Consider the following 25220-nt stretch of genomic DNA (forward strand, 5'->3'; position numbering starts at 1 on the left):
AGGCTTTATGAAGGAATTAATATTATTATTCGATGAGAAATTAACCAAGGAAGTTGAGGAAAAGGTTTTGCCACTTTTAAAGGGGCATTTAAAAGCAAAGGTTCCTTTTAGTAATGAGCTCAACCTAACCCTATTAAAGGATGATTTAGTGGTCACTTATTTAAGTGATAAAAAATTGAAATTGTTGGTTCAAATCGCTATTAGTCAAGGGTGGAGCATGGCTTTTTTGCCCCATCCAGAAATGGTCCATGGGCGACAAGGGTTTGGTATAGGAGCAAATCTGGAAAAGTCAGTCAAGCATATTCTGGAAAACGAATCATCAAAGCAGATTGATGTGTTATTGGTGAATGGTGATCATGTGATCAATACCGTTATCATAGGTGAGTCTATGGGAGTGATGTATGGAACCGCTGAGTTGTCTTGGCTAAAGCAATTGATGGAGAAAGTGAAGAATCTTTTTGGAATGTTCAAGAGGGTTTTTTTGCATCCATATACCATTGTAATTCCGCAAGAAGAGAATGAAAGTGAAGAAAAGGAAGGTAAGAAAAATGAGATAAATACAGCAGCATTAGGAATGGTCATAGTACAACATGGTCGAAGTTCATTGTTGAGCAGGAGGATTTTGGAGGATAGTTTTGTGGATGATGGCATGATGCACAACTTGGTTTTGGCTCCACAAAGTGTAATGTCTCTCATAGGCTTTGGTTTGAAAAGCTTTTTCGGATCAAGAAAGAACCCCAAACTTCCTCCGTTTGTAGCGCATATTAGAACCCGTAAAATGAAGATTTCTAGTCAAGAGACTATGGAGTACACTGTGGATGGTGTTTCTCAAAATGCTAAAGAAATTGAATTAGAGGTAAAGAATAAAGCTTTGCGGATTATTCCAGGGAGATATTTAGATACCGAAGCGGAAGCAAATAATAAAGAAGTTTTTAAAACACAGCTTTTGCCTAGAGGAGAGGCAAAGGAAGAATTGTTAAGAGGGCCACTTCCATATATCTACCATGCTACTACGGATGAGTTTAAAGATCTGTTTACCCAGCTTAGGGAAAATTCAGTTCCCAAATCTAGTTATTTGGTATTGATGGTTCTATCCACGCTTATCGCTACGTTGGGGTTGTTTTCGGATTCCTCTCCCGTGATTATTGGAGCGATGATCTTAGCACCTTTGATGGCTCCTATAATTTCTTTAAGTATGGGAGTGCTCAGACAGGATAAACGATTGACTTTAAATAGTCTTAAGACAGTAGGACTTGGCTTATTACTTGGGTATATCTTTGCAGTGCTTTTGACTTGGCTTACCCCTTTAAATATCCTTAATGAAGAAATTACTGCGAGGATAAGGCCGAACTTATTAGATTTGGGTGTAGCTGCGGTTTCAGGAGTGGCCGGAGCTTACGCTCATTCAAAGAAAGAAATCGCAAAAACCTTAGCAGGTGTGGCAATTGCAGTTGCTTTGGTGCCTCCGCTCGCAGTGTCTGGAATCGGCTTAGGCTGGGGAGATTGGGCTGTGTTTTTTGGTGCCTTGTTGTTACTGGTGACAAACTTGGCAGGGATGATTTTGGCTGCGGCAATTACTTTTCTTCTCCTTGGTTTTAGTCCATTTAGATTGGCAAGAAAAGGTTTAGTGTGGTCATTTTTTTTGGTGGTTGGAGTCAGTGCACCTTTGGCACTAGGTTTTTCTGAAATGGTTAGAGAAAACAAATTGCTGAAAAATCTAAGTGGCTATCATATAGAAGAGGATGTGACACTCAGGAATGTAAAAATTAGGAGTTTGCAGCCGATATGCATTTCTCTAACGATTATTTCAGAGCATGCCCTAAAAGAAGGAGAGCTAGAGAGAATAAAAAAAGAAATTGAAGAGCTGGTAGGCGAAGAGGTGGTCTTGGAAGTGACTATTGGTGTAAAGATGAAATGATTTGAGCAAAAAAATAAAAGGTTGACAAAATGATGCATTGCCAACCTTTTTTAAATTATACACAGGAAATCTTAATTTTCTTCTCCTCTTAGCTTGAAAACCGCCCCTTCCAATTCCTCACTAATTCTGATTTGACAAGCAAGTCTGCTGGTGTCAAACATTTCCGGCAATGCTTCCAGCTGGTCAAGCTCCACATCAGTGGCTTCACCAAGTCCATCTTTACCTTCCAACACTTCTACATGGCAAGTAGCACAAAGTGCCATCCCACCACAAGTGGCTAATACAGGGTATTCAGATGCTTTCAGAACCTCCATTAGGCTCAGGCCCATGTCGTCAGGTGCCTCAATTGATTGACGGTTTCCGTCGTGATCTTCTACTTCAAATGTTACCATGCCGCAAATTTACAATTAAAATGAATTTACACCATTAACAGTCGTGTATTTAAAGCTTAATTTTTGATCTGGATAAACATATTTGAAAGCGCTGTGGCACATCAAAGCTGCCTCATGGAATCCACAAAGGATCAACTTAAGTTTATTTTCATAGGTGTTGATATCTCCAACGGCATAGATTCTCTCAACATTGGTAGAGTAATCGGTAGTATCCACTTCAATGGCATTTTTGTCAATATTCAAACCCCAGTCAGCAATAGGTCCCAGTTTTGGGCTTAGTCCGAAAAGAGGAATCAAATAATCTGTATCCACTACCAATTCTTCTTTAGCTTTATTTTTCATGGTGACACTTTGTAGGTGTCCATTACCTGATATTTTGGTAAGGTTGGAACTCAAGATTAGATCAATTTTACCGTTGTTGGCTAAATCAAAAACCTTTGCCGCAGAGTCAGGTGCTCCTCTGAAAGTTTCATTTCTATGCACCAAAGTTACTTTTTCGGCTACATCAGACAGGAAGATGGTCCAATCCAGGGCAGAATCACCGCCTCCAGCCAAGATCACTTTTTTGCCTCTGAATTGCTCAGGATCTTTTACCATGTAAGTGATGCCTTTGCCTTCGAAGTTTTCAAGGTTTTCCAGAACAGGTTTTCTTGGTTCGAAACAACCCAATCCTCCAGCAATCACAATTACTTGGGCATGAACTTTTGTTTTGTCACTAGTGGTCACCACATAAGATCCATCGTCCTGTTTGGTAAGGTGGTCCACTCTTTCGCCCAAGCTAAAAGTCGGATTAAAAGGTTCAATCTGTTTCATCAGATTGTCCACCAAATCCTGGGCTTTGACTTCCGGATAACCAGGGATGTCATAAATTGGCTTTTGTGGATATATTTCAGAAAGCTGTCCACCTACCTGTGGCAATGCGTCAATCAGGTGACAACGCATTTTCAGCAAGCCTGCTTCAAATACAGTGAATAATCCTACAGGTCCAGCTCCGATGATGCAAATGTCAGTTGTTATCATGGTATATATATCTATTTACTTGCTTACCAAATTGAAATTGTCTGTTTTTTCCGTGCAAATATAGGTAGTAAAACAGCCAATCCCATAATTATTTAAAACTATTCTAAATTACTGTAGATCGTATTCAATATTCTTTTGAATTCTTCAAAATCATTTTGATCCAATTTTTTCCAAGCTTTCTCTCTGATAAGAGAAACTTTAGGTTTTAGCTCATTGACTTTATCATGTCCATCACTGGTCAGATGAATTTGGTAACTCCTCCTGTCAGCGGGATGCTGTACCCTTTCTACATATCCTTTTTTACATAGGATATCAATGATTCGGGTTAAAGTAGGCTGGTCTTTGAAAACTAAAGCGGCTAACTCTGATTGGCTTATGGCCTCGTTTTCCGCTAGTCGCTTTAAGATGAGCCATTGATCAACAGTTACGTCAAAATCTCCATTTTTGAACTTTTGCTGGGCGTATTGTTTGACCCTCCTGGCTGTTCTGTCCAGTAAAAAGGAGTATTGGCTAAATTGTTCTTTTGTCATCGCAATTATTAGTATGACAAATATAATGGAAAATTGTTTTACGAAAAATAAAACCCTATAAAAAAGATAGGGTTAATGAGTTTTTATTGAATTGACCCATTTTTAAGATGATTTGATGTTATCTAGAAAATGAATGATTTAGTTGTTTTTCTGGAGAAATTGAAGGACTTCTTGAACCGACTGTGCTTTGAAAACGAAATTCGGGCGACTGATTTCAAAAGTAAGTGGAGCTTCAGTGACATGGATGGAAGTTTCTTCAGATAGACTTATGCTATTTTTTTGAAGAGCCAGATTCAGCCATTGGGTAATTGGCTGGGGTCCCTTAATAGAAGGAGGCAAGGGAAATGACTTAGGCCGAATCTTTCCAGTATTTGAATCGAAAGACAGCTCCTCACTAGGGAGAAGCTTGTTGATTTTTCCTGATAGAATAAGGTCTTCTGGTGTTCCGCATAAAAGGGGATCACCACACTGCATGATCCAAAGTTCATCTGCAGTTTCAATGGCAATGTCCAGATCATGGGTGATAACCAAAATGGATTTATGTTTGTTTTGTGTGACTTCTCTAAGCAAATGCATGATTTCGTATCGGTTGACCAAGTCTAGGTGTGCGGTAGGCTCATCAAGAATGATCAAATCACCATCTTGGGCCAAGGCCCTTGCAATCATTACTTTTTGAAGCTGTCCATCACTTAATTCCGAAACCAATTGATCTTTAAGGTAGTAGGTTTTAGTGGCCTTCATGGCTTCATTCACTATTTCTTTATCTTCAAGAGTGAGTTTGCCAATCCAGTTTGTAAATGGAGTTCTTCCAAGGCTCACCAACTGTGCGACAGATAGATTTCCTGGAGAAATTCTATCTGTCAGCACCACGCTGATTTTCTTGGCCAATAATTTGGCATCAATCTCTTGGACAGGAAGATGACCAAAATTGATGCTCCCTTCAAGACTTGGGAGCTGTCCCATAATGGTTTTTATGAAAGTAGATTTTCCTACTCCATTAGGACCAAGCAGACAGGTCAATTTTTCTTTTTGTAGCTTAAAGGTCAAGGATGCGCCTATTTTTTTGGAGGACTTTCCTTTTTTATAGCCAATGCTGACGTTTTGCCCTGTTAATATGTATTTGTCCTTTACCATTTAAAATTCACTACTCAAGTTTCTCTTTAGAATTAGCCAAATTACCAAAGGTGCACCAAATAAAGAAGTGATTACGTTGATCGGTAAAGTCTCTGCAGAACCGGGGATTTGGCTAATAGCATCACTTATCAGTAGAAAACAGGACCCTATCAAAGCAGAAGCAGGAAAAAGGATTCTGTGGTCACCTGTCCTGAATATCATTCTAGCCAAATGGGGAACAGCTATTCCTATAAAAGCGATTGGTCCACAAAAGGCTGTGGCACTTCCTGCCAACAATCCCGTACTCAAGATCATGGCCCATCTCAGGCTTTTGATATTGACGCCCATACTGGTGGCATAGCGCTCTCCCATAAGCATGGCATTGTAAGATTTCAATAACGCGATTACCGGAATAATGCCAATGAAGCAAATAATAGATAAAATTTCTAGCTGCGTTCCACTAATGCCGCCCAAGCTCCCCATGGACCATATAGTGAAAAGCTTCAAATCTTCAGCATTACCAAAATAAGACAATACGCTGACCACAGCACCTGAAGCACTGCCAAACATCAATCCAATTATCAAAAGCGTCATGCTATCTTTAATTTTCCATGCAGTCAGGCTCATTAGCAGCAATACCAAAATGGCTCCTAAACTTCCTGATATGATGATTCCCCAAATGCCCCAAGTCATATAATTGGAACTGGAAGAAAATGTGATTCCAAGCGCACTGCCTCCCATAATCATGATGGCAACGCCTAATCCTGCTCCAGAACTTATTCCAAGAACATAGGGGCCTGCTAAGGGATTTCTAAAAAAAGTTTGCATTTGAAGACCACTCACTGAAAGTGAAATTCCTACTAAAACAGCTGTAATCGCTTTTGGTATACGGTAAAGGAAAAGTATGGTTTCCCAACTGGCTTTATCTAGGTCAGCGCCTAATAACCCATGAATTAATTGGGGTATTGGGATGTATACAGAGCCTATGGAGATGTTGACAAGGAAGAATACCAAAAGTAAAACTACTCCTATGATCAATTTGAGTTTTATATTTTTTCTGAAGTTCTCCAAATTAAAAATGACTAATCTAATTTTTGGTAAAAATAAGGCCTATAGTTGGGTAATAGCCCAGGATGAAAAATTTTTATCAAGTCTTTAAGGATTATGTCAGGCCTAGTATACCCTAGCTCAAAGTATTCTAGCCCTCCGGTTTCTCCTCGGGTATTCGAAAAGGTATAAACCTCTCCTTGTTGAAAGGATGAAAACTGGGTATATCTTTCATCTGCATTTTTCATTTGATCCAAGGAGGTGAATTCGGCTGTACTGATCCAAGTGTTAGCATTTAAACCTTTTTCCAACACATATTCATAATTCAGTTGAAGACTTCCTAAGCTTTCCTGGTCCTTGAATATATAATCAGCGCCTGCGTCTTTTAGAAATATCGCTCCCCAGTTGTTACCTGCAGGAGCATACCAAATATCCTTGTACATATTGCCGCTAATCACCGTTGGGAGATTTTCGAGGTTAGCCTTTTTTACAGATGATTTTAAAGCATTGTAATTTTGTTTTACTTCGTCAAATTTTTTTGTTGCTTCCTGAAGTTTTCCGGTAAGCGCTCCCGTAAACTTAATCCATTCAGCCCTTCCTAGGGGATGTTGTTCCATATAATCTCCATTAATAACGGTAGGGATATTGGCTTGGTCAAGAAGTTGGAGGTCCTTTAGGTTGTCCCCCAATGTGGATATGACCACCAAATCTGGTTCCATATCTATGATTTTTTCGATATTGTATTTGGCACCTGTGCCAAGATCTTCTATGTCGCCTTGGTCTATTTGTTTTCTGATTCTTTTGGAAGAAATCAATTTGGTGTTTGGAAATGCTATAAGGTTTTTAGATAGGCCCAATTCATCCAAGTGGGGGATTTGTGTTGTGGAGGTGAGAATGATTTTTTGGACCGAGGAATCGATTATTGCATCAAAATGGGATTCAGGTACTTCTGCTTTTCCTGTTTCTTTAACCAAGTACCGAAAGGTTTGGTGTTCTCCTGGGAATCCATGTAATACCTCTACTATCTTGTATCCTTTGCCTTGGATTATTTTAAAACCTACGGCATGATCCACAGGGATTTCCTTTAGTTCTTCAGTAAGAGATGCTTTTTGGTTGGGGGCAGAGCATGCTGCAATACTAAAAATGATTGTCAAATAAAATAATACTTTCCTCATAACCAAAAACCAGACTTGGATTATTGATGATATTCTTAAAAACCTTTCTTTTATGATCAGGTACCAAAGGTACATGAAAGCTCCCATTTCTTCCAACCCCTCAGAAAAATACTCCCAACCTTATAGATGCACGGTTAAAAATGTACCTTTCAGCCCTCAGAGAGTGATAACCGGATGGTAATGAGTTGTTGAAGTTGGTTTGCTGTGGGTCCAGCACTGCGGAGTATTCAGTAAGTATTTGCCTTTTGTAGCCAAGGGTAAGGCTGAGCTTGGTCTTTCCCTTTGTTTTCATGAGTACTCCAAATGTAGGATTGAGCAAAAGTCCTCCTTCGTGCCACTCCGTTTCGGTTTTCTTTTCCAATAAGGTAGAGCCGAGACCAATGTCTAAAGAAGCCAATGGGAGGAATTTTTCATTTCCCCAATAGGCTCTGGCCCCCAAAGCCAGAGGTAGAATGTTAGCAATGTTGTATCGGTCTATGCCTGTGGTAAAACCCAGATTTAGCCATGGGTTGATTTTTAAACCATTAAAAGTTTGTAGGGTAAAAGCGGATGCAATTCCGATACCTTGATTACTTTGCAAAATGCCTATTTCGGTATGATTGGTGAAGGGAAGTGTCTGAGCCTGGACACTTCCCTTAAAAAACATTATTACCAAAGTTAAAACAATCCAACTATAAGTCTTAAAAACCAAAGTCATTCTGAATGTTTAATAAAGTTGCTGTTTTTCAATCTGCATACAGCTTAACAGTTTGAGTTGACCTGGGTTGCTATAATCGTATTGGCAGATTACATCATTTCCGATTACGATAAGCGATTTTGGCCCTGGAATTAGATCAATAGCATTTATATTCTCCAAGTGTTGCATTTGGTTTTTATCAAGGTTCATCACGTCCTGTACTTTGAAGCTTTTTAAGCCATATTCCCCCTCACAAACGAAAAGGTTGTAGCCTGATAAGCCCAATCCGTGAGGGTTTTTCATTTCATAAGATTTGAGCAATTTTGGGTCGGATGGATCCTTGATATCAAGTACCTCCAATACATTCATGCCCTGACGACAGAAAGTACCGCTCCTCAAGGTGACAAAAGCATAGTCATCATTGGCTACCACAGGGTCACAGCTGGTGAAGTGAGAATAGACAGAAAGCATTTCCGGTTCCGATGGGGTAGAAACATCATAGATGTGCATGCCCGTATTCGAACCGATAAATAATTTGTCCTTGAACGGGAAAATGGTCTCTATTCCCCAACCAAGGTTGATCTGTTTTACGAATTCCGGGGAAGATTTTTCACTTACATCGAATAACCTTAAATCATAATCATCAACTGTATAAAGGTATCCGCTAGATAATGTGAACCTGGCCATTGATCCACCTTGCCCATAGCTTCCTCCTGCATCGGCATTGGAAAAAGCGGCGGTTTCTAACCAAAAGATTGGTCCTCCCCAATTTCTTCTCGGCTCGGTACTGGTCATCACCGAATCCTTGAAATACATGAAAGTTCCTACTTCCGGGTTAGTGTAATAGTTCATAAAGACATCTTCCACTCTTTTGACCATTTTGACATTATAAGGGTTGCTAATGTCAAAGGCCAGTAGGTCAATGTAGCTATCTGCGTAAAGTATATTGTCATTTATCGCTAAATCCACTGTGCCAGGGACTTCTATGAAACTGATGTTTTGAGGGTTTGAAGGGTTGGTGTTGTTGATGATATGGATGCCTTCATGGGGCTCATTGACAAATAAAAAGTCGCCAAAGATATAAATTTTACCAGTTTCGCTTATCTCTCTTGGAGCCATTTGTCCTACGGGCATGCTTCTTAAGGTACTGGCTTCCATCGAAACTGGAACCATGGCGTGATAAGTGTAGGTGCTCTCTACTTGGTCGTTGCATGAGGAGTATCCAAGGACTAGCAAAAAAAATGTCAGCACTTGAGACCAATTTTTGGAAATGAGTAGACGCTGTTTCATGACTAAGAAATTTAAGGTTACTAGTTTAATTAAAAGCTTTATATTCCTTAGACGTAGTGTTTGTCTCAAGTGCTACAATGTGAAGAATAAAATTTCAGTTTTTTGGAAGTGTTATTTAATTGAGCCTGTCGTACATTTTCTTTTCGAAATTTTCAAAGAGATGTACATAGTTTTTCAGAATGTTTTCCGTTATAGAGTTCGGTGTATTTTCAGTGTAGACGGGAGTGGCTTTGATCCGCCAAATGATCATGTCCAACCAGCCTTTTCCATCGTCAATAAGTTCTTCATTGAAAGCATCAAGGGTGACATCTCTTGAACCGGAGTAAGGAGGTCTGCCTTGTTTTTTGAAAAACTCAGTCATGGTGTTCAGCGCAAGCTCATGGGTGATTTCAAAAGACCGTTGCAAATGTTGTTCAAGCTTTGGGTTTATTCCTTTCAATTTAACTTCCTCAATGACTTCCTGAAGCTCGACAAGTGAAGTTTGGAAATCATCAAAGCACTTTTCGCAAGTTAGCGGCTGTGTTTTCATAATCGATGTCGTTTTCTTAAAAGTACAAAATTCCAATAAAGAAAGCACCGAAATTATCCGGTGCTTTCAATTTAATTTTTGTCTAAATTAGTTTTACCTGACACTGTATGATTGTCTAAAAGGCCTGCCTCTTGAAGTGAGTCCTTCGATGACTAATCGGCCACTGTAATCTTCTAGGAAGGAGCCTATTTCTTTGGGGTCTTTTGCGGGTTCACCATTGACTTCAGTGAGGATGAAGCCATTTCCTAACCCTAATTCGTTTAGATATCCTCTGGTCAAGGACGTGACCTTGATTCCATAATCAATCTGAAGTCGGTCTTTTTCTACCGTGTTGACCGATTCTAGTCTTGCTCCTAATAAAGCAGAGGAGTAAAATGCCCTTTTGATTATTCCTGTGCCTCCCTCGAGATTCTGAAGGATGAGTTCAGTGCTTTTTTGCTGGTTGTCTCGGTTATAAGTGATGTTCAATTTATCACCTGGATAGTAATAGGAAAGCACCTCTTCAAAACTTCCTTTTCCGGTAACTTTAATACCATCTACACCTTTAATGACATCCTTTACTGCTATGCCAGCTCGGTCAGCAGCACCACCTCTAATGACATGGGTGACCACCACACCATCCAAGGACTCAAGGTTCATTTCTTTGGCTAATTCAGGGGTGATTTCTGCTGCTTCAACACCTGGGATGGCTTTCTGTACTTCACCATATTTGATCAGGTCATTGGCAACCTTGGAGGCAATATCCACAGGTACTGCAAATCCATAACCTGTGTAAGAACCGGTTCTCGAAAGAATGGCAGTGTTAATGCCAACTAATTCCCCTTTGACATTGACCAGGGCTCCACCAGAGTTTCCTGGGTTAATTGCAGCATCTGTTTGGATAAAAGATTCCAGTGGGAAGTCTCCTCCAAGGATGTTAATTTGTCTTTCTTTGGCAGAAACAATTCCGGCCGTTACAGTCGAAGTAAGATTGAAAGGATTTCCAACTGCAATGACCCATTCCCCTATTTTAAGGTCTCTGCTGCTGCCTTTTTGGATAGTCGGAAGTCCTTCTGCATCAATCTTCAGTACAGCAATATCAGTATTGGGGTCCGTGCCAATGAGTTTTGCCTGATAGGTTTTTTTATGATGGATTACCTCTAATGTTTCGGCATTTTCAACCACATGGTTATTGGTGATGATATAGCCGTCTTGGCTGAAAATAACCCCAGATCCTGTACTGACGCGTTGACTTGATCCTCCTTGTGGACCGAAGAAGAAGTCAAACATGCTGTACCTTCTATAGTCTGTTCCAGAAAAGTTCTTTATAAAAACCACTGACTCTGTACTTTTTTCTGATGCATCTACAAAAGAAATTGGTGGATCGTTTTTAGCTAAAGTAGGACTAGGCTTAATCTCTTCTTCCGTATAGTTGTGAACTTGCTGGGAAGAGTATATCTGGCCAGAAGAGGTCTCTAAATTGGATAGATTGTCATGAGTGAATAACTGCTGATACGCCCAGGCTCCCAGCAGTCCGGCAACAAAGGCCAAAATGAAAGTAGTGAAGCTTTTTTGCATGAGACTAATTTTTTAGATCAATTTACGTCTAAATTTATATTACGATCTTTTGTTTAACATTTTTTAATAAACTGGCTTTTGACCATGAATTAGAACCCCCGTAATAAAATCCATAGAACAATTTAACTTCTAAAACCCTCTCCAAGGAAATGCCAGAAAGGCTGAAGGTGAAAAAGTGGCAAAAAACAAAGGAAAAGTCTTTTAAGCTTGTAAATTTGTCAGCTTAATAAGATAGCTTTGAGTTAAAAGAGGAGACATAAAGTCTCTATTGCAGAGAAATAAAGACATCAATGTCAAGTAAGAAAAGAGTAGCCCTGCTGGGATCTACGGGCAGTATCGGTACCCAGGCTTTGGAAGTGATGAGAAATCATAATGACCGCTTTGAGGTGGAAGTGCTGACAGCCCAGAACAATGTGGATTTATTGATTCAGCAGGCCATAGAGTTTACGCCCAATGCTGTGGTCATTGCAAATGAGTCTCATTATAAGCAACTCAAAACTGCTTTGGATCCTCATTATATTAAGGTTTATGCAGGAGAGAAAGCCTTGGCTCAGGTGGTTGAAATGGATACTATTGATGTTGTGCTTACTGCGCTGGTAGGGTATTCAGGTTTATTGCCTACGATAAGTGCCATCAATGCTGGTAAGCAAATCGCATTGGCCAATAAAGAGACTTTGGTCGTGGCTGGGGAGTTAATTACGCAGTTGGCTAGGGAAAAAGGTGTAAATATTTATCCTGTTGATTCAGAACATTCCGCAATATTTCAATGTTTGGTAGGGGAATTCCATAATCCGATTGAGAAACTGATTCTGACCGCTTCGGGAGGACCGTTTAGAGGGAGAGATATTGCTTCACTTCAGACTGTCACCAAAGAACAGGCTTTAAAGCATCCTAATTGGGATATGGGAGCTAAGATCACTATAGATTCAGCCTCTATGATGAACAAGGGACTTGAGGTAATCGAGGCAAAGTGGTTATTTGGAGTGAGACCGGATCAAATTGAAGTCGTGGTACATCCTCAATCGATTGTACATTCGTTGATTCAATTTGAGGATGGAAGTATTAAAGCTCAACTAGGGTTGCCGGATATGCGTATTCCTATTCAGTTTGCCTTGTCATATCCGGACAGGTTGGTGTCCGATTTTCCAAGGTTTGATTTTATGCAATATCCCTCTTTGGATTTTGAAAAACCGGATTTAAAAACATTTGGAAACCTGCAATTGGCGTTTGATGCATTAGAAAAGGGAGGGAATGCTCCATGCGTGCTCAATGCTGCCAATGAGGTGGTTGTGGCCGCGTTTTTGCAGGAACAGGTTGGATTCCTTGAAATGTCCGATATTATCGCAAAAACACTAGAAAAAGTGGATTTTGTCAGTCAGCCGGCCTTACAGGATTTTGTGGAGACTGACAAAACGGCAAGAATTATAACAGAAGAAATTATAAAGTTTAAAAAATAAAGTATGGATACTTTGATTATGGTGGGCCAGTTGTTGCTGGGACTCTCTATTTTAGTGGGCTTGCACGAAGGGGGACACATGTTGGCAGCGAAGCTGTTTGGCATGAGAGTGGAGAAATTTTCTATTGGGTTTCCTCCAAAAATTGTAGGATTTAAATATGGAGAGACTGAGTATTCATTAGGAGCTATTCCGCTTGGTGGATTTGTTAAAATCTCTGGAATGGTCGATGAGTCCATGGATACTGAGCAGTTGGCCTCAGAACCGCAGCCTTGGGAATTTAGGGCTAAGCCGGCTTGGCAAAGGTTGATAGTGATGCTTGGAGGGATTATCGTTAATGTGATTACAGGTATCATCATCTTTATCGCTTTGACCTATGATCGTGGAGAAACCTATTTTTCCCGAGACCAAGTAATTGAACATGGAATAGTGGCGTATGATATTGGGCAGCAAATCGGTTTTCAGGACGGAGATAAGGTTCTTGAAGTAAACGGGCATACCTACGAAAGTTTGTCGGACTTGTCCAATGCAGACGTGTTGTTGAGCGAAAATGGTTACTACACAGTAGACCGTGATGGCGAGATCATTAAAATAGAAATACCTAGAGGGTTTATCAATTCATTTTCCAATCAAGAGGCCATGTCCAATTTTATTGACATAGGTGTGCCTTTTGTGGTTATGGAGTCAGTAAAAGGAACCCACGCAGCTAAGCTAGGCTTGCAAGAAGGAGACAAGGTATTGGCAGTGAACGGAGATAAAGTGAGGTATTTTACAGACTTTCAAAAGAAACTCGAAGAATATTCCTCGCAGCAAATAAGCTTAACTTACGAAAGGAATGGGGAAGAGAAGGAAGGGAAAATAGATGTGTACGAAGATGGAACCATTGGAGTACTTGTTAATCCTTTGATAGAGCCTGTAAGAAAGAGTTATAGTTTTAATGAGTCGATAGCAAAAGGTACCGAGAAGGCTTTCAGTGTAGTAATTGTTAATGCCCGTGCTTTAGGTAAAATGTTTACCGGAGAGGTATCTACTAAAAATGTCAGTGGTCCTATTGGAATGGCCAAGATTTATGGCAGCAGTTGGGATTGGGTAAAGTTTTGGAGTATAACAGGCTTGATTTCCATGATCCTTGCCTTTATGAATTTGTTGCCAATTCCTGCATTGGACGGTGGCCATGTCGTGTTCTTGTTATACGAAATGATTTCTGGTAGAAGTCCATCAGAGAAATTCTTGGAGAACGCGCAGAAAGTAGGAATGGTGTTATTGTTGGCCTTGATGATATTTGCCATTGGGAATGATATTCTGAAGTTGTTTACAGGAAGTTAAAACATTCGATAAACACTGCCATTTTGTACCTTTTTTGACATTGGCATATCCATTGAGTTTAGTAGAAGAACCTTTGTTAATTCAAGGTTCTTCTTTTATTTTAAATTTAAATATGACAAAATTACAGTCATTCTCTATATGAATAAAAACGACAGTCCATTATACCAATCATTGATCATGGGTGATTTTGCGAGTGAAGGTGATTTGATCCATTTGATCACTGATGATGAAGAAGCGGACCAATCACAACTTGAGAGCTATTCTGAGGAGATTCCCATTCTATCAGTTCGAAATACAGTACTTTTCCCTGGTGTAGTTATTCCAATTACCGTAGGAAGGGAGCGCTCCATCAAGTTGGTTAAAAAAGCTCAGAAGGGAGATAAAATGATCGGGGTTTGCGCCCAGGTCAATCCAAATAATGATGATCCTTCTTGGGATGATATTTATCATGTAGGGACCATCGCAAAGATTGTTAAAATGATTGTATTGCCTGATGGCAATACGACCATTATCATCCAAGGGAAAAAGCGTTTCAAAATAAGGGAAACTATTACTGAAGATCCCTATTTTCAGGCAAAAGTAGAGTACTTGGAGGAAACTTTTCCAGAGGGAAATAAAAAGATTCAGGCTTTGGAAGAATCGCTTAAAGATGCTGCAGCCAAGATCTTGCAATTAAATCCCGATATTCCAAGGGAAGCCCAAGTGGCCTTGGACAATATAGACAATACAGCCTTTTTGACCCATTTCCTTTCATCCAATATTACTGCTCCTGTTGAGTCCAAGCAAAAATTGCTAGAGATCAATGATGGAGTGGATAGGGCAACCTTGCTGCTTGAATTTATGATGAAGGATATCCAGATGTTGGAGCTGAAAAGTGAGATTCACAAGAAAGTTCACACAGATATCGACCAGCAGCAAAGAGATTACTTCCTAAGACAGCAGATGAAGGTGCTTCAAACCGAACTAGGTGAAGAGGGGCCAGAGAAAGAAGTGGAAGAATTGCGTGCTAGGGGTAAAAATAAACAGTGGCCAGAGGAAGTAGGGAAGCATTTTGAAAAAGAGCTGGACAAAGTATTGAGGATAAATCCATCTGCGGCTGAATACCCAATTGCATTGAATTATGCAGAAGTTATGGTTGATTTGCCGTGGAATGAGTTTACAGAGGATAATTTTGACTTGAGGAGAGCCAAGGATATCTTGGACAAGGAGCATCATGGCCTTGAAAAAGTTAAAGAAAGAATTATTGAGTATTTGGCTGTGCTAAAACTTAAGCAAGATTTGAAAGGTCCCATTTTATGTCTTTATGGCCCTCCTGGTGTGGGGAAAACTTCGTTGGGCAAGTCCATTGCCAAAGCATTGGGAAGAAAATATGTGAGGATGTCTCTTGGAGGCTTGCATGATGAGGCAGAGATCAGAGGACACCGTAAGACATATGTTGGTGCCATGCCTGGAAAGATTATCCAGAATATGAAGAAAGTCAAATCATCCAATCCTGTTTATGTGTTGGATGAGATCGATAAACTGAGCTCAGATTTCAGAGGGGATCCTTCTTCTGCTTTCTTGGAGGTACTTGACCCTGAGCAAAACAAGGCCTTTGTGGACAATTACCTTGAAGTAGATTATGACCTTTCCAAGGTGTTGTTTATCGCTACCGCCAATTCCTTGGAGACTATCCAGCCTGCTTTAAGAGACAGGATGGAGATGATTGAGGTGACAGGATATACCATGGAAGAAAAAGTGGAAATAGCCAAAAAGCACCTTATTCCAAAGCAACGCAAAGAACATGGATTAAAAGCAAAGGATATTTCCTTCGATAAAGCTGCCATTGTAAAAGTAATAGAAGATTATACAAGGGAATCAGGTGTAAGAAATTTGGAAAGACAGTTGGGTACAGTTATCAGGAATGTGGCCAAGTCCATTGCAATGGAAGTGGAGTACCAAAAGAAAATCACACCTGCTATGGTGAGAAAAGTTTTGGGGGGTGAAGTTTTTGATAAAGAAATGTACCAAGACAACAGTGTAGCGGGAGTGGTTACTGGGTTGGCTTGGACATCAGTGGGTGGAGAAATCCTCTTTATTGAATCCTCTTTGAGCAAGGGAAAAGGGAAACTAACCCTGTCCGGTCAATTAGGTGATGTAATGAAAGAATCTGCTATGACTGCCATTTCCTATTTGAGGTCCAAGGCTTACAAATATGGAATCGATAGCCGAATCTTTGATCATTATGATCTTCATATTCACGTTCCTGCTGGAGCAGTACCAAAAGACGGCCCTTCAGCTGGGATTACGATGTTAACAGCTTTGGCATCTCTATATACTCAAAGAAAAGTGAAAGCGAAACTAGCGATGACCGGTGAGATTACTTTGAGAGGAAAAGTAATGCCTGTTGGGGGAATTAAAGAGAAAATCCTTGCTGCCAAAAGAGCGGGAATAAAGGAGATTGTTCTCTGCAAACGTAATCAGAAAGATATCGAGGAGATTGATGAACAATATGTGAAAGGGGTAGCTTTCCATTTTGTAGACAATGTGGATGAGGTTTTGGAAATTTCCTTGTTGAATTCTAAAGTAGATGATCCTTTGAAGTTTACATTTGAAGAATTATCCAAATCAGTTGAGGTATAAGAATCAATAATAAATCCGGCAGCATTGAGTATAAAAATGTTGCCGGTTCTTTTTTAAAGAACCATTTTCAACCTGATTTAATTTGAGGTAAACAGCTTATAAGGTTAGCACACACAAAACCCGAACATCTAGTTTGAACTATCCACTTGCTGGCATGTTTTATGAGTAAGTGGGGTTAAAGAAAAGAAGATAATCGAAGTCAGTCAATCTGATTTCCTGACCGAAAGATATTATGAAAGAAATTAATCATTTGACACCAAAACAAATTGTCCATGAGTTGGACAAATATATAATTGGGCAAAAAGATGCCAAAAGAAATGTGGCCATTGCACTGAGAAACAGAATCAGGAGGATGATGGTGAAAAGTGACCTTCAAAAAGATATTGTCCCTAACAATATTCTTATGATTGGGTCTACGGGTGTAGGTAAAACGGAAATTGCCAGGAGGTTAGCCAAAGTGGCCAATGCCCCTTTTACAAAAGTGGAGGCTTCCAAGTTTACAGAAGTGGGATATGTAGGGCGTGATGTAGAGAGTATGGTGAGGGACTTGGTTGAACAGGCCATCAACTTGGTAAAAGAAAGCAAAAACGAAGAGGTAAAAGAAAAGGCGGCAGAAAATGTGGAGGATATTTTATTGGATATCTTAATCCCTCCTGTGAAAACTCCTTCTTTCAGTACTTCGAGAACAAATAGCAACGGAGAGTTTGATCCAGAGAAAGCATCTGAGCAAGAGCTGAACGAAAAGACAAGAGAGCGTTTCAGAGAGAAGCTTAAAAATGGAGAATTGGAAGAAAGAAAAGTAGAGATCAATGTCAAGCAATCCTCTCCAGTGGGAGTTGGGATGATTGGTAATGGAATGATGGATGATGCCAGCATGGCAGGACTTCAGGACATGATCAGTGGGATGATGCCCAAAAAGACCAAGAAAAGAAAAGTAACCATAGCCGAAGCCCGCAAAATATTGATGGAAGAAGAGACTTCCAAATTGATTGATTTTGATGAGGTTAAAGAAGAGGCCATTTTCTTGGCTGAGAACAATGGGATAATATTCATTGATGAGGTGGACAAGATAGCTTCCAAGAGCGGAAAAGGCGGTGGTGGCCCTGATGTAAGTAGGGAAGGTGTTCAACGGGATTTGTTGCCAATTGTGGAAGGAAGTGCGGTAAATACCAAATATGGTTTGGTGCATACTGATCACGTTCTCTTTATTGCAGCTGGAGCATTCCATGTGAGCAAGCCTTCTGACTTGATCCCTGAACTGCAGGGGCGTTTTCCTATTAGGGTAGAACTGGATAGTCTTTCTCAGAATGACTTTACCCGTATTTTGAAAGAACCAAAAAATGCCCTTACAAAACAATACCAAGCTTTATTTGGAGCAGAAGAGGTACATCTTGAATATACTGACGAGGCCATCGAAGAAATTGCCAGGATCGCTTTTAAGATCAACGAGGAAGTTGAAAATATTGGTGCTAGGAGATTACATACTGTGATGAGCCATTTGCTCAATGAATTCTTGTTTGAAGTGCCTGATACCATTCAGGCCAATTCAAAGATCATGATCACCAAAGAGATGGTGGATGAAAGATTAAGTTCCTTGGTGAAAAACAGGGACTTATCACAATACATTTTATAATCAAAAATAGAAGGAGGCAGTTTGCTTCCTTTTTTGTTAACCGGAATTAGTGCCATGAAAAACCTTTATATTTTGACGGGTTGTAGCAAGGGGTTAGGCAAAGCCCTTTTGGATAAATTGGTTGGAAGTGAAAAAAATCAGGTCATTGGGATTTCTAGGTCAGCGATGGAGTCTGGTGATGGCTTTACACATGTTGAATTAGATTTGGCGGATTCGGCGGGTTTAATCAAAGAATTATCTTCCATTTTTCCTCCGGGGAACTTTAAAAAAATAGTTCTGATCAATAATGCAGGGTGGATAGGGGAGATTGGGCCTTTGGGGAAATTGGATCCAACAGGAATTGCAAAGATCAATGCTGTAAATGTGGTAGCCCCGGCCATTTTGATAAATGAATATGTGAGAAAATACTACGATCAAAAGTGTGAAAAGCTGGTGGTTAATATTTCATCAGGAGCTGCCAGTAAGGATGTAGACGGTTGGTCAGGTTATTGTAGCTCAAAAGCAGCGCTCAATAGAATGACCCGTGTGGCCCAAGTGGAAAGTGAACTTAAAGGTTATGGGATCAACTATTATGCTTTGTCACCAGGAATCGTCGATACGCCCATGCAGGCAGACATTAGATCGGCTGATCAAGAGAATTTCAGTGGGTTAAAGAAGTTTAAGGCTTTCAAATCAAACAATGAATTAAGTTCTCCCGAAGCGGTAGCGGAAAAAGTACTCTATTTGATTGATCATTTGGACGAGTTTACAGAAGTAATTCAGGATGTTAGAGATTTTTAGCTCTCCTTTTTGGGGTAGTCTACAAACCAAAAACTTGCATTGGCTGGACTGATGTTTTTCCAGTGCTCGGTATTGAAAGTAAAACCGAATTGGCCGCAAGTGGGGAGGTTGTCGATAGTGCCTCCCAAATCTTCAATCAGTTCATTGAATCCTGGATTATGGCCAAAGATAAAGGCGACGTTATTCGTGTTGGGGATTTGATGTAAGCATTGGAGAATACTGTATGAAGAGGCATGATAGAGTTGTCTGTTTAGCATGATTTTTTCCTTTGGGAAATGAAGATTTTCAGCAGTAATCAAAGCGGTGGATTTTGCTCTTTCAGCATCTGATGAAAGCATATAATCTGGAAATATTTTTTTCTTTTTTAGTCTCTGGGCCATTCTTGGTGCATCCCTTAAACCACGTTCTGCCAATGGTCTAGCATGGTCATCGAGGTAGGGGGTATCCCAAGAAGATTTGGCGTGTCGATAAATTACTAATTTTTTCATGTTCATAAGATACTAAAAAAACATATTTGTTTTTTGGACGAATATTTTTACTTTAAGTATTCATTTAACCACTAACAATTTTAATTATTATGCTTACCGGAAAAGTGAAATTTTACAATGAAGCTAAGGGATTCGGTTTCATTATAGACGATGAATCCCAAAATGATGTCTTTGTTCATGCAACTGGGCTTGTAGACAAAGTCGAGCAAAATGACAAAGTATCATATGACGTTAAAGAAGGGAAAAAAGGATTGAATGCTATAAATGTTAAAAAAGCATAGAGTTATTTCAACCATTTTTTGTAAAAAAAGAGAGCTTTATCTGAGCTCTCTTTTTTTAACGGTTTAGAATGAAAAATAGCAGGGATACCCCTAATGCAATGATCATCCTTTTGGCTTTTTCCTGATGTTCTTGGTCAACCTTTCTTTTTCTCAATACCAACACCGCCATGCTTAACGCTACCAATTGCGCGCCCAGGCCAAAACCATTCAGGAAAAAAAGTTTTTCTTGATCCATAAAAGTTAAGATTGCATTAGCCATTGGGATAAGGCAAAGCACAATGCCTATTAATCCAATGACAAACGACCTTTGCAGCAATTTTCCTGCATCCTTGTCCATCCAACTCATAACTGCTGTTTATTTTTTAATGCCATTTATTCGGTTTGTAAAATATTCATCGATCTCTTTCAAGGTCATCGCGTTGAGTGTCATTTCTTTTGTCAGCCCTCCTTTTCTGCCTACCAGTACACCGTATTTCATATGGAAGTATCCTTTCTTTTCGTGGGCGTCAGGATTAATAGAAAGTTTGACGCCTTTTTCCATAGCATAATGAACCCACCTCCAATCAAGGTCAAGGCGCCATGGGTTTGCATTGATTTCTATGACTACCTTGTTCTCAGCGCAAGCATCTATGATGGCTTTGTGATCAATGGGGTATCCTTCTCTTCTCAGCAAAAGCCTACCAGTTGGATGTCCTAAAATGGTAGTGTAAGGATTTTCAATGGCTTTGATTAACCTAGCAGTAGCTTTTTTTCTGGTCATGTTCAGGCTGCTGTGGATAGATGAGACGATAAAGTCGAATGAGGCCAATACTTTATCAGGGTAATCTAAATTACCATCGGGAAGAATATCACTTTCTATACCGCTGAAAACCTTGAAAGGAGCCAGCTCTTTGTTTAAGACTTTGATCTCTTCTTGCTGCTTTTCTACTTTTTCTATGTCCAAACCTCCAGCATAAGAAGCTGTGCGGCTGTGGTCACTGATGCCTAAATATTCATACCCCAATTCTTGACAATAGAGGGCCATCTCCTTCAAGGTGTGTTTGCCATCACTGTAGGTAGAGTGGTTGTGGAGGATGCCTTTTAGGTCACTTTCTTCAAGGAGCAGCGGGAGTTTATTTTCTTTAGCTAAGGCTATTTCAAACTGGCCTTCTCTAAGCTCTGGTAGGACATAGGATAGGCCAGCTTCTTGGTAAGCTTCTTTTTCAGAAGAAAAAGATTTAGATTTAAAGAAACTGCCCAAGGTTTGCTCATTATCAATTGGAGCTAACAAGTGAGCTCGACTACCAGTTCTGAGCAATTGTTCATTGACAAAAGAACTGGTGCTTGCCGCAAAGAAAACTATTTCCAGCTCTTTCTCTTTTGTTTTTCCTCTCCATGTAAAGGGACTGGAAATCTTTTTGTTTTTCTCGATTGTTTCAAGCTGATCTATTTTATTAAAAATTTCTTTGCGTTGATCCGTCTTGATGATCCATTCCAGCCTTTCAATAATTTCTGCTTTTCTGGCAAAATCACCTGTGATAGTGATGTTATCTTGACCAAATAACCCTTCCAGTTTTTCCTGAATGGCAATTGCCTCTGGCTCAACATCAGCAAAGTGCCATTTTCCTCTGTTGGACTCCATGTACTCCAGAGACTGAATGATACCCTCTTGCGTTTTGGCACCAAAGCCCTTGATTTTGGCTACCTCTCCAGCTTGGCATGCTTCTAACAATTCATGGACAGAGGTGATATTTAGTTCTTTCCAAAGGACTTTGATTTTTTTTGGCCCTAAACCTTTTATTTCAAGTACTTCGAGTAAGCCTTTGGGCGTTTTATCTAATAATTCATCTAGATATTGGTGTGTTCCTGTCTGCTGCAGTTGTTCAATGACTTCGGCAATACTTTTTCCAATTCCATTGATTTTTTGAAGCTCATCTTTGCTTAGCCCTTCAAGACTAATGTTCCCTTGGTCGATAGAGTAAATGGCTGAGGTATAGCTGCGGATTTTGAAGGCGTTTTCCTCATGCAGCTCCATCAGTTGGGAGGTTAACTTTAGTATTTTGGTGATGTTTTTATTGTCCAAAGCTTTCTTGTTATTTGCGTTTTTGCTAGCGGCAAATGTCCGTAATAATTGTTTTAAAATAAAATCATAAGCCTTATCTTAAGGGACAATCAAGTTAAAAAGATGAGGTCACAAATGAATAAAATTCTGGTTTTATTTTTTGGTTTTTGCTGTGCTTTTCAAATGACAATTGCCCAAGTCCAATTTGTTCAAAGGATAGAAGTTCCTTCTGAATGGGACGATTACGACTATATCGTGTTGCCCACCCAAGAAGGCACAATTTCATTCAGGACCAAAGCTGAAAGAGGTTATAGCCTGCAGCAACGGGTTCAGTACTTTACGACAGACCGTCAGCTGAATGCTTCAAAGGTTTTTGAATTTCCGGTAAAGGATTATTTTGATATGACTGGGTTTGACCTTGATGGCGATTACTTGTACTTGTTGTTTCAGAAAGGAGAATCATTTGCCTCCGAAAAAGTAGTATATGAAATTAATTTGGTGAACCAAGCTTTAAGAGAGGTACCTATAGAGAATATTCTGGATATGGAACTCCAGGAGTTTTTGGTGATGGACAAGAAAGCCATCTTGATGGGGATAATGGATTATAGACCAGCGATTCAGGTATTCGATACAGAGAGTAAAAGTGTGTTTACAGTACAGGGAGTTTATGCAAATGAAGTCAGTATACTGCAATTGAGAAAAGATGAGGAGCTTAAGGTATTTGATGTTTTGGTAAGTAAAAGAGACCGTTTGAAACAGCGGAGCTTGTCATTAATGACTTTTGATATTGAAGGCAACAAATTACGGGAAGTAAAGGTGGAACCAGAAGATCGGCCAGATCTGGAAATTGTAGAAGGAGTACTGACCCCAATTCAGAATTATAATCAAGTGCTTATTGGGCCATATGGTGAAAGGAAAAGAGAACCCAATAGAGGAATTTATTTTTCTAAAATCAATGAGTTTGGAGAGTATGAAAATACATTCTATAATCTAACTGATTTTCAGAATTTCTATAATTACTTACCTGAAAAACAGCAGGAAAGAAGAAAGCGCTCATTAGAGAAAGCTATAGAAAAGGATAAAAATATTACCATACCTAATAGTTTGGTGACTAGGGAGGTGGTAGCAGGGAATGATTATTTTTTAATTTACAATGACTACTTTTTAACCAGCTCAGGAAGGTTTTCTCCAAGAGATATGATGTATTCCAGTGATTTTTATCGCTATGCTCCATTAGGTATGAGGAATAGGGTGATGAATGGTGGATATCCATGGTATTATTCTGGCCTGCCCGATCCAACCTCTAGTAATGAATACAAATTTATGGCCGCGCAATTTGTGCTTTTGGACGGTAAGGGTGAAATGATCTGGGACAATACTCTCTCACTTGAGGATTATGTGACTACCAGCCCAGGTAAGTTTGGAGAGGTCAGTTTTGACGGAAGAAACCTTTTTTATATGTATCTGGATGAGGACAAGTTGATGCTGTGCCACCTTGAAGATGGAGAAATCCAATATGCCAATAAAGAGTTTGATTTGGGTTTGCTCGATGAGGATGAAAGGATAAAAGAGACCCAAGATGAAAGTCTTTCATTAAGCTGGTGGTATGACAATTATTTTCTTTTATCCGGTAAGCAAAAAGTAAGGTACCTTAATGAATCAGGAAAGGAAGATACAAGAGAGACATTTTTCTTGACAAAGATAAAGGCTACACCAAGTGAAAAGCCAATTATAGAATGAATAAGAGAGTAATTGGTATAGACGGGATTTTGGGGAGAGGAAGGATTAGAAAGAGGTTGCATTAATAATGCTTTCATCGAAGGCTGCTTATAATTTATTTTTATATTTGTGCTCAAATCACAGCTATGCAAAAAAGACTCGTCTTAGATCAAAAGCAAATTGCCATTACCATAGATCGTTTTTGTCATCAGTTGATTGAAAATCACGATGATTTTGACAATACGGTTTTATTGGGTTTACAGCCAAGAGGGACTTTGGTGTTGGACAAGATAGTTAAGAGGCTAAAGGAAATCAGCGGTCATGATGTGCCTTCTGGTTACTTAGATGCCACTTTTCACCGGGATGATTTTCGAAGAAGGGATATTCCTCTGAAAGCGAACGAGACAAAAATCAATTTTTTAATAGAAAACAAGAAGGTGGTTCTTGTGGATGATGTCCTTTTTAAAGGAAGGTCTGTAAGAGCGGCTATGGATGCGATGATTGCTTTTGGAAGACCCAAAAAAGTAGAGTTAATGGTCTTGATTGACCGGAAATATACAAGGGATTATCCCGTGATTCCCAATTATTTTGGAAGGCAGGTAAATACCTTGGAAAGCCAGTATGTAAGTGTGGAATGGGCTTCTCAGGGCTTCTCTGAAGATGCGATTTGGATAACAGAAAAAGAAGTTAAAAGCTAAGGATGCAACAGCTAAGTACCAAACATTTATTGGGTATCAAAGGATTAACAGCAGATGATATCCAGTTGATTTTCGAAACTGCTGACAATTTTAAAGATGTTATCAATCGCCCGATCAAAAAGGTGCCTTCCTTAAGGGATATCACCATTGCCAATGTTTTCTTTGAAAACTCCACTAGAACCAAACTCTCCTTTGAACTGGCAGAGAAAAGGCTATCGGCAGACGTAATCAACTTTTCTTCCAGTAATAGTTCGGTAAAAAAAGGGGAGACTTTAGTGGATACTGTCAACAATATCCTAAGTATGAAAGTGGACATGGTGGTGATGAGGCATAGCAGCCCAGGAGCACCGCATTTCCTTTCAAAGAATATAAGTGCCAATATTGTCAATGCAGGAGATGGGACACATGAACACCCTACTCAGGCATTGTTGGATGCCTTTTCCATTAGGGAAAAATTGGGTGATGTGGCAGGCAAAAAGGTCGCCATTATTGGTGATATTTTACATTCAAGGGTAGCGCTTTCCAATATATTCTGCCTGCAGAAGTTGGGGGCCGAAGTAATGGTTTGTGGCCCGGTGACTTTGCTTCCCAAATACATTTCCAGTTTGGGAGTGAAAGTGGAATATGATGTGAAGAAAGCATTGGAGTGGTGTGATGTAGCCAATATCCTTAGGATCCAATTGGAGAGGCAGCAAATTAAATATTTCCCTTCCTTACGTGAGTATTCCCTTTATTATGGGGTAGACAAGAAGATGTTGGATCAGCTGGATAAGGAAATTGTCATTATGCACCCAGGACCTATCAATAGGGGGGTGGAGCTTAATTCCGATGTAGCGGATAGTGAGCATTCGATTATTCTCAATCAGGTTGAGAATGGTGTCGCAATCAGGATGGCTGTTCTCTACCTTCTTGCAGGAGTGAAATAAAATGA

The 25220-nt window shown here is 39.8% G+C and carries 23 protein-coding genes; 10 read left to right on the top strand and 13 right to left on the bottom strand.

The window, feature by feature from the left end:
- Nucleotides 1-7: 7 nt before the first annotated feature.
- Nucleotides 8-1918 carry a TIGR00341 family protein gene (locus IFO69_RS20785; RefSeq protein WP_192012079.1) on the top strand — a complete coding sequence of 637 codons (1911 nt, stop codon included), beginning with the start codon at nucleotides 8-10 and terminating at the stop codon, nucleotides 1916-1918.
- A 71-nt stretch (nucleotides 1919-1989) separates the two neighbouring features.
- Here IFO69_RS20785 and IFO69_RS20790 read toward each other — a convergent pair whose 3' ends face one another.
- The 10 genes from IFO69_RS20790 to IFO69_RS20835 all read right to left on the bottom strand — a co-directional run bounded on the left by IFO69_RS20790 (nucleotide 1990) and on the right by IFO69_RS20835 (nucleotide 11247).
- The gene (locus IFO69_RS20790; protein WP_192012080.1) at nucleotides 1990-2310 is read right to left on the bottom strand and encodes a 2Fe-2S iron-sulfur cluster-binding protein; all 321 of its coding nucleotides are present in this window, start codon (nucleotides 2308-2310) and stop codon (nucleotides 1990-1992) included.
- A 15-nt stretch (nucleotides 2311-2325) separates the two neighbouring features.
- A complete protein-coding gene (locus IFO69_RS20795; RefSeq protein ID WP_192012081.1) occupies nucleotides 2326-3330 on the bottom strand; it encodes an NAD(P)/FAD-dependent oxidoreductase in 1005 nt (334 codons plus the stop codon).
- Between the two features lie 98 nt (nucleotides 3331-3428).
- A complete protein-coding gene (locus IFO69_RS20800) occupies nucleotides 3429-3860 on the bottom strand; it encodes a MarR family winged helix-turn-helix transcriptional regulator (protein ID WP_192012082.1) in 432 nt (143 codons plus the stop codon).
- 138 nt (nucleotides 3861-3998) lie between these two features.
- The gene (locus IFO69_RS20805) at nucleotides 3999-4994 is read right to left on the bottom strand and encodes an ABC transporter ATP-binding protein (protein ID WP_192012083.1); all 996 of its coding nucleotides are present in this window, start codon (nucleotides 4992-4994) and stop codon (nucleotides 3999-4001) included.
- A complete protein-coding gene (locus IFO69_RS20810) occupies nucleotides 4995-6011 on the bottom strand; it encodes an iron ABC transporter permease (protein ID WP_225444241.1) in 1017 nt (338 codons plus the stop codon). It lies immediately after the preceding gene.
- A 44-nt stretch (nucleotides 6012-6055) separates the two neighbouring features.
- A complete protein-coding gene (locus IFO69_RS20815) occupies nucleotides 6056-7195 on the bottom strand; it encodes an ABC transporter substrate-binding protein (RefSeq protein WP_192012084.1) in 1140 nt (379 codons plus the stop codon).
- Between the two features lie 100 nt (nucleotides 7196-7295).
- Entirely contained in the window at nucleotides 7296-7841 is a 546-nt protein-coding gene (locus tag IFO69_RS20820) for a hypothetical protein (RefSeq protein ID WP_192012085.1), read from the bottom strand.
- Nucleotides 7842-7901: 60 nt separating this feature from the next.
- Nucleotides 7902-9161 (bottom strand): LVIVD repeat-containing protein, encoded by a 1260-nt coding sequence (locus IFO69_RS20825; protein WP_192012086.1) that lies wholly within the window; start codon nucleotides 9159-9161, stop codon nucleotides 7902-7904.
- Between the two features lie 115 nt (nucleotides 9162-9276).
- Nucleotides 9277-9690, bottom strand: a complete 414-nt coding sequence (locus IFO69_RS20830; RefSeq protein WP_192012087.1) for a nucleotidyltransferase substrate binding protein — start codon at nucleotides 9688-9690, stop codon at nucleotides 9277-9279.
- 93 nt (nucleotides 9691-9783) lie between these two features.
- Nucleotides 9784-11247, bottom strand: coding sequence for a S1C family serine protease (locus IFO69_RS20835; RefSeq protein ID WP_192012088.1), 1464 nt, complete (start codon nucleotides 11245-11247; stop codon nucleotides 9784-9786).
- A gap of 290 nt (nucleotides 11248-11537) precedes the next feature.
- Here IFO69_RS20835 and IFO69_RS20840 point away from each other — a divergent pair, with 290 nt between their 5' ends.
- The 5 genes from IFO69_RS20840 to IFO69_RS20860 all read left to right on the top strand — a co-directional run bounded on the left by IFO69_RS20840 (nucleotide 11538) and on the right by IFO69_RS20860 (nucleotide 19062).
- Complete coding sequence (locus IFO69_RS20840; protein WP_192012089.1) at nucleotides 11538-12704, top strand: 1-deoxy-D-xylulose-5-phosphate reductoisomerase; 1167 nt, start codon at nucleotides 11538-11540, stop codon at nucleotides 12702-12704.
- 3 nt (nucleotides 12705-12707) lie between these two features.
- Nucleotides 12708-14027: an RIP metalloprotease RseP gene (rseP, locus tag IFO69_RS20845; protein WP_192012090.1), complete on the top strand. Its 1320-nt coding sequence runs from the start codon at nucleotides 12708-12710 to the stop codon at nucleotides 14025-14027.
- Between the two features lie 138 nt (nucleotides 14028-14165).
- The gene (gene lon / locus IFO69_RS20850; RefSeq protein WP_192012091.1) at nucleotides 14166-16649 is read left to right on the top strand and encodes an endopeptidase La; all 2484 of its coding nucleotides are present in this window, start codon (nucleotides 14166-14168) and stop codon (nucleotides 16647-16649) included.
- A 232-nt stretch (nucleotides 16650-16881) separates the two neighbouring features.
- Nucleotides 16882-18282 (top strand): ATP-dependent protease ATPase subunit HslU, encoded by a 1401-nt coding sequence (gene hslU, locus IFO69_RS20855; RefSeq protein WP_192012092.1) that lies wholly within the window; start codon nucleotides 16882-16884, stop codon nucleotides 18280-18282.
- A gap of 54 nt (nucleotides 18283-18336) precedes the next feature.
- On the top strand, nucleotides 18337-19062 hold the full coding sequence (locus IFO69_RS20860) for an SDR family NAD(P)-dependent oxidoreductase (RefSeq protein WP_192012093.1): 726 nt from the start codon (nucleotides 18337-18339) through the stop codon (nucleotides 19060-19062).
- Here the strand turns inward: IFO69_RS20860 and IFO69_RS20865 are convergent.
- Nucleotides 19059-19550 (bottom strand): SixA phosphatase family protein, encoded by a 492-nt coding sequence (locus tag IFO69_RS20865; protein ID WP_192012094.1) that lies wholly within the window; start codon nucleotides 19548-19550, stop codon nucleotides 19059-19061. The two genes, IFO69_RS20860 and IFO69_RS20865, sit on opposite strands and share 4 nt — an antisense overlap.
- 89 nt (nucleotides 19551-19639) lie before the next feature.
- Between IFO69_RS20865 and IFO69_RS20870 the strand changes: the two genes are divergently transcribed.
- Nucleotides 19640-19831, top strand: coding sequence for a cold-shock protein (locus IFO69_RS20870; protein ID WP_192012095.1), 192 nt, complete (start codon nucleotides 19640-19642; stop codon nucleotides 19829-19831).
- Between the two features lie 55 nt (nucleotides 19832-19886).
- Here IFO69_RS20870 and IFO69_RS20875 read toward each other — a convergent pair whose 3' ends face one another.
- Both IFO69_RS20875 and polX read right to left on the bottom strand, forming a co-directional pair.
- Entirely contained in the window at nucleotides 19887-20177 is a 291-nt protein-coding gene (locus IFO69_RS20875) for a hypothetical protein (protein ID WP_192012096.1), read from the bottom strand.
- A gap of 9 nt (nucleotides 20178-20186) precedes the next feature.
- Nucleotides 20187-21893 carry a DNA polymerase/3'-5' exonuclease PolX gene (gene polX / locus IFO69_RS20880; protein WP_192012097.1) on the bottom strand — a complete coding sequence of 569 codons (1707 nt, stop codon included), beginning with the start codon at nucleotides 21891-21893 and terminating at the stop codon, nucleotides 20187-20189.
- A gap of 114 nt (nucleotides 21894-22007) precedes the next feature.
- On the opposite strand from polX, the gene IFO69_RS20885 reads away from it, so the two are divergent.
- The 3 genes from IFO69_RS20885 (at nucleotide 22008) to IFO69_RS20895 (ending at nucleotide 25215) form a co-directional block, all read left to right on the top strand.
- Entirely contained in the window at nucleotides 22008-23612 is a 1605-nt protein-coding gene (locus IFO69_RS20885) for a transcriptional regulator (protein ID WP_225444242.1), read from the top strand.
- A 125-nt stretch (nucleotides 23613-23737) separates the two neighbouring features.
- Entirely contained in the window at nucleotides 23738-24289 is a 552-nt protein-coding gene (gene pyrR / locus IFO69_RS20890) for a bifunctional pyr operon transcriptional regulator/uracil phosphoribosyltransferase PyrR (protein WP_192012099.1), read from the top strand.
- A 2-nt stretch (nucleotides 24290-24291) separates the two neighbouring features.
- Nucleotides 24292-25215, top strand: coding sequence for an aspartate carbamoyltransferase catalytic subunit (locus IFO69_RS20895; RefSeq protein ID WP_192012100.1), 924 nt, complete (start codon nucleotides 24292-24294; stop codon nucleotides 25213-25215).
- Nucleotides 25216-25220: the final 5 nt, after the last annotated feature.

The organism is Echinicola arenosa, assembly GCF_014841125.1.
In the GTDB taxonomy this organism is placed as follows: Bacteria; Bacteroidota; Bacteroidia; order Cytophagales; family Cyclobacteriaceae; genus Echinicola; species Echinicola arenosa.

What these genes read in the sequence shown, in the direction of transcription:
- lon (WP_192012091.1), top strand. Translation starts at nt 14,166, where the DNA reads ATGAATAAAAACGACAGTCCATTATACCAATCATTGATCATGGGTGAT.
- IFO69_RS20800 (WP_192012082.1), bottom strand. Translation starts at nt 3,860, where the DNA reads ATGACAAAAGAACAATTTAGCCAATACTCCTTTTTACTGGACAGAACA.
- IFO69_RS20870 (WP_192012095.1), top strand. Translation starts at nt 19,640, where the DNA reads ATGCTTACCGGAAAAGTGAAATTTTACAATGAAGCTAAGGGATTCGGT.
- IFO69_RS20785 (WP_192012079.1), top strand. Translation starts at nt 8, where the DNA reads ATGAAGGAATTAATATTATTATTCGATGAGAAATTAACCAAGGAAGTT.
- IFO69_RS20815 (WP_192012084.1), bottom strand. Translation starts at nt 7,195, where the DNA reads ATGAGGAAAGTATTATTTTATTTGACAATCATTTTTAGTATTGCAGCA.
- IFO69_RS20825 (WP_192012086.1), bottom strand. Translation starts at nt 9,161, where the DNA reads ATGAAACAGCGTCTACTCATTTCCAAAAATTGGTCTCAAGTGCTGACA.
- IFO69_RS20795 (WP_192012081.1), bottom strand. Translation starts at nt 3,330, where the DNA reads ATGATAACAACTGACATTTGCATCATCGGAGCTGGACCTGTAGGATTA.
- IFO69_RS20830 (WP_192012087.1), bottom strand. Translation starts at nt 9,690, where the DNA reads ATGAAAACACAGCCGCTAACTTGCGAAAAGTGCTTTGATGATTTCCAA.
- IFO69_RS20790 (WP_192012080.1), bottom strand. Translation starts at nt 2,310, where the DNA reads ATGGTAACATTTGAAGTAGAAGATCACGACGGAAACCGTCAATCAATT.
- IFO69_RS20885 (WP_225444242.1), top strand. Translation starts at nt 22,008, where the DNA reads ATGAATAAAATTCTGGTTTTATTTTTTGGTTTTTGCTGTGCTTTTCAA.
- rseP (WP_192012090.1), top strand. Translation starts at nt 12,708, where the DNA reads ATGGATACTTTGATTATGGTGGGCCAGTTGTTGCTGGGACTCTCTATT.
- IFO69_RS20835 (WP_192012088.1), bottom strand. Translation starts at nt 11,247, where the DNA reads ATGCAAAAAAGCTTCACTACTTTCATTTTGGCCTTTGTTGCCGGACTG.
- IFO69_RS20805 (WP_192012083.1), bottom strand. Translation starts at nt 4,994, where the DNA reads ATGGTAAAGGACAAATACATATTAACAGGGCAAAACGTCAGCATTGGC.
- IFO69_RS20865 (WP_192012094.1), bottom strand. Translation starts at nt 19,550, where the DNA reads ATGAAAAAATTAGTAATTTATCGACACGCCAAATCTTCTTGGGATACC.
- IFO69_RS20875 (WP_192012096.1), bottom strand. Translation starts at nt 20,177, where the DNA reads ATGAGTTGGATGGACAAGGATGCAGGAAAATTGCTGCAAAGGTCGTTT.
- hslU (WP_192012092.1), top strand. Translation starts at nt 16,882, where the DNA reads ATGAAAGAAATTAATCATTTGACACCAAAACAAATTGTCCATGAGTTG.
- IFO69_RS20895 (WP_192012100.1), top strand. Translation starts at nt 24,292, where the DNA reads ATGCAACAGCTAAGTACCAAACATTTATTGGGTATCAAAGGATTAACA.
- pyrR (WP_192012099.1), top strand. Translation starts at nt 23,738, where the DNA reads ATGCAAAAAAGACTCGTCTTAGATCAAAAGCAAATTGCCATTACCATA.
- IFO69_RS20820 (WP_192012085.1), bottom strand. Translation starts at nt 7,841, where the DNA reads ATGTTTTTTAAGGGAAGTGTCCAGGCTCAGACACTTCCCTTCACCAAT.
- IFO69_RS20840 (WP_192012089.1), top strand. Translation starts at nt 11,538, where the DNA reads ATGTCAAGTAAGAAAAGAGTAGCCCTGCTGGGATCTACGGGCAGTATC.
- IFO69_RS20860 (WP_192012093.1), top strand. Translation starts at nt 18,337, where the DNA reads ATGAAAAACCTTTATATTTTGACGGGTTGTAGCAAGGGGTTAGGCAAA.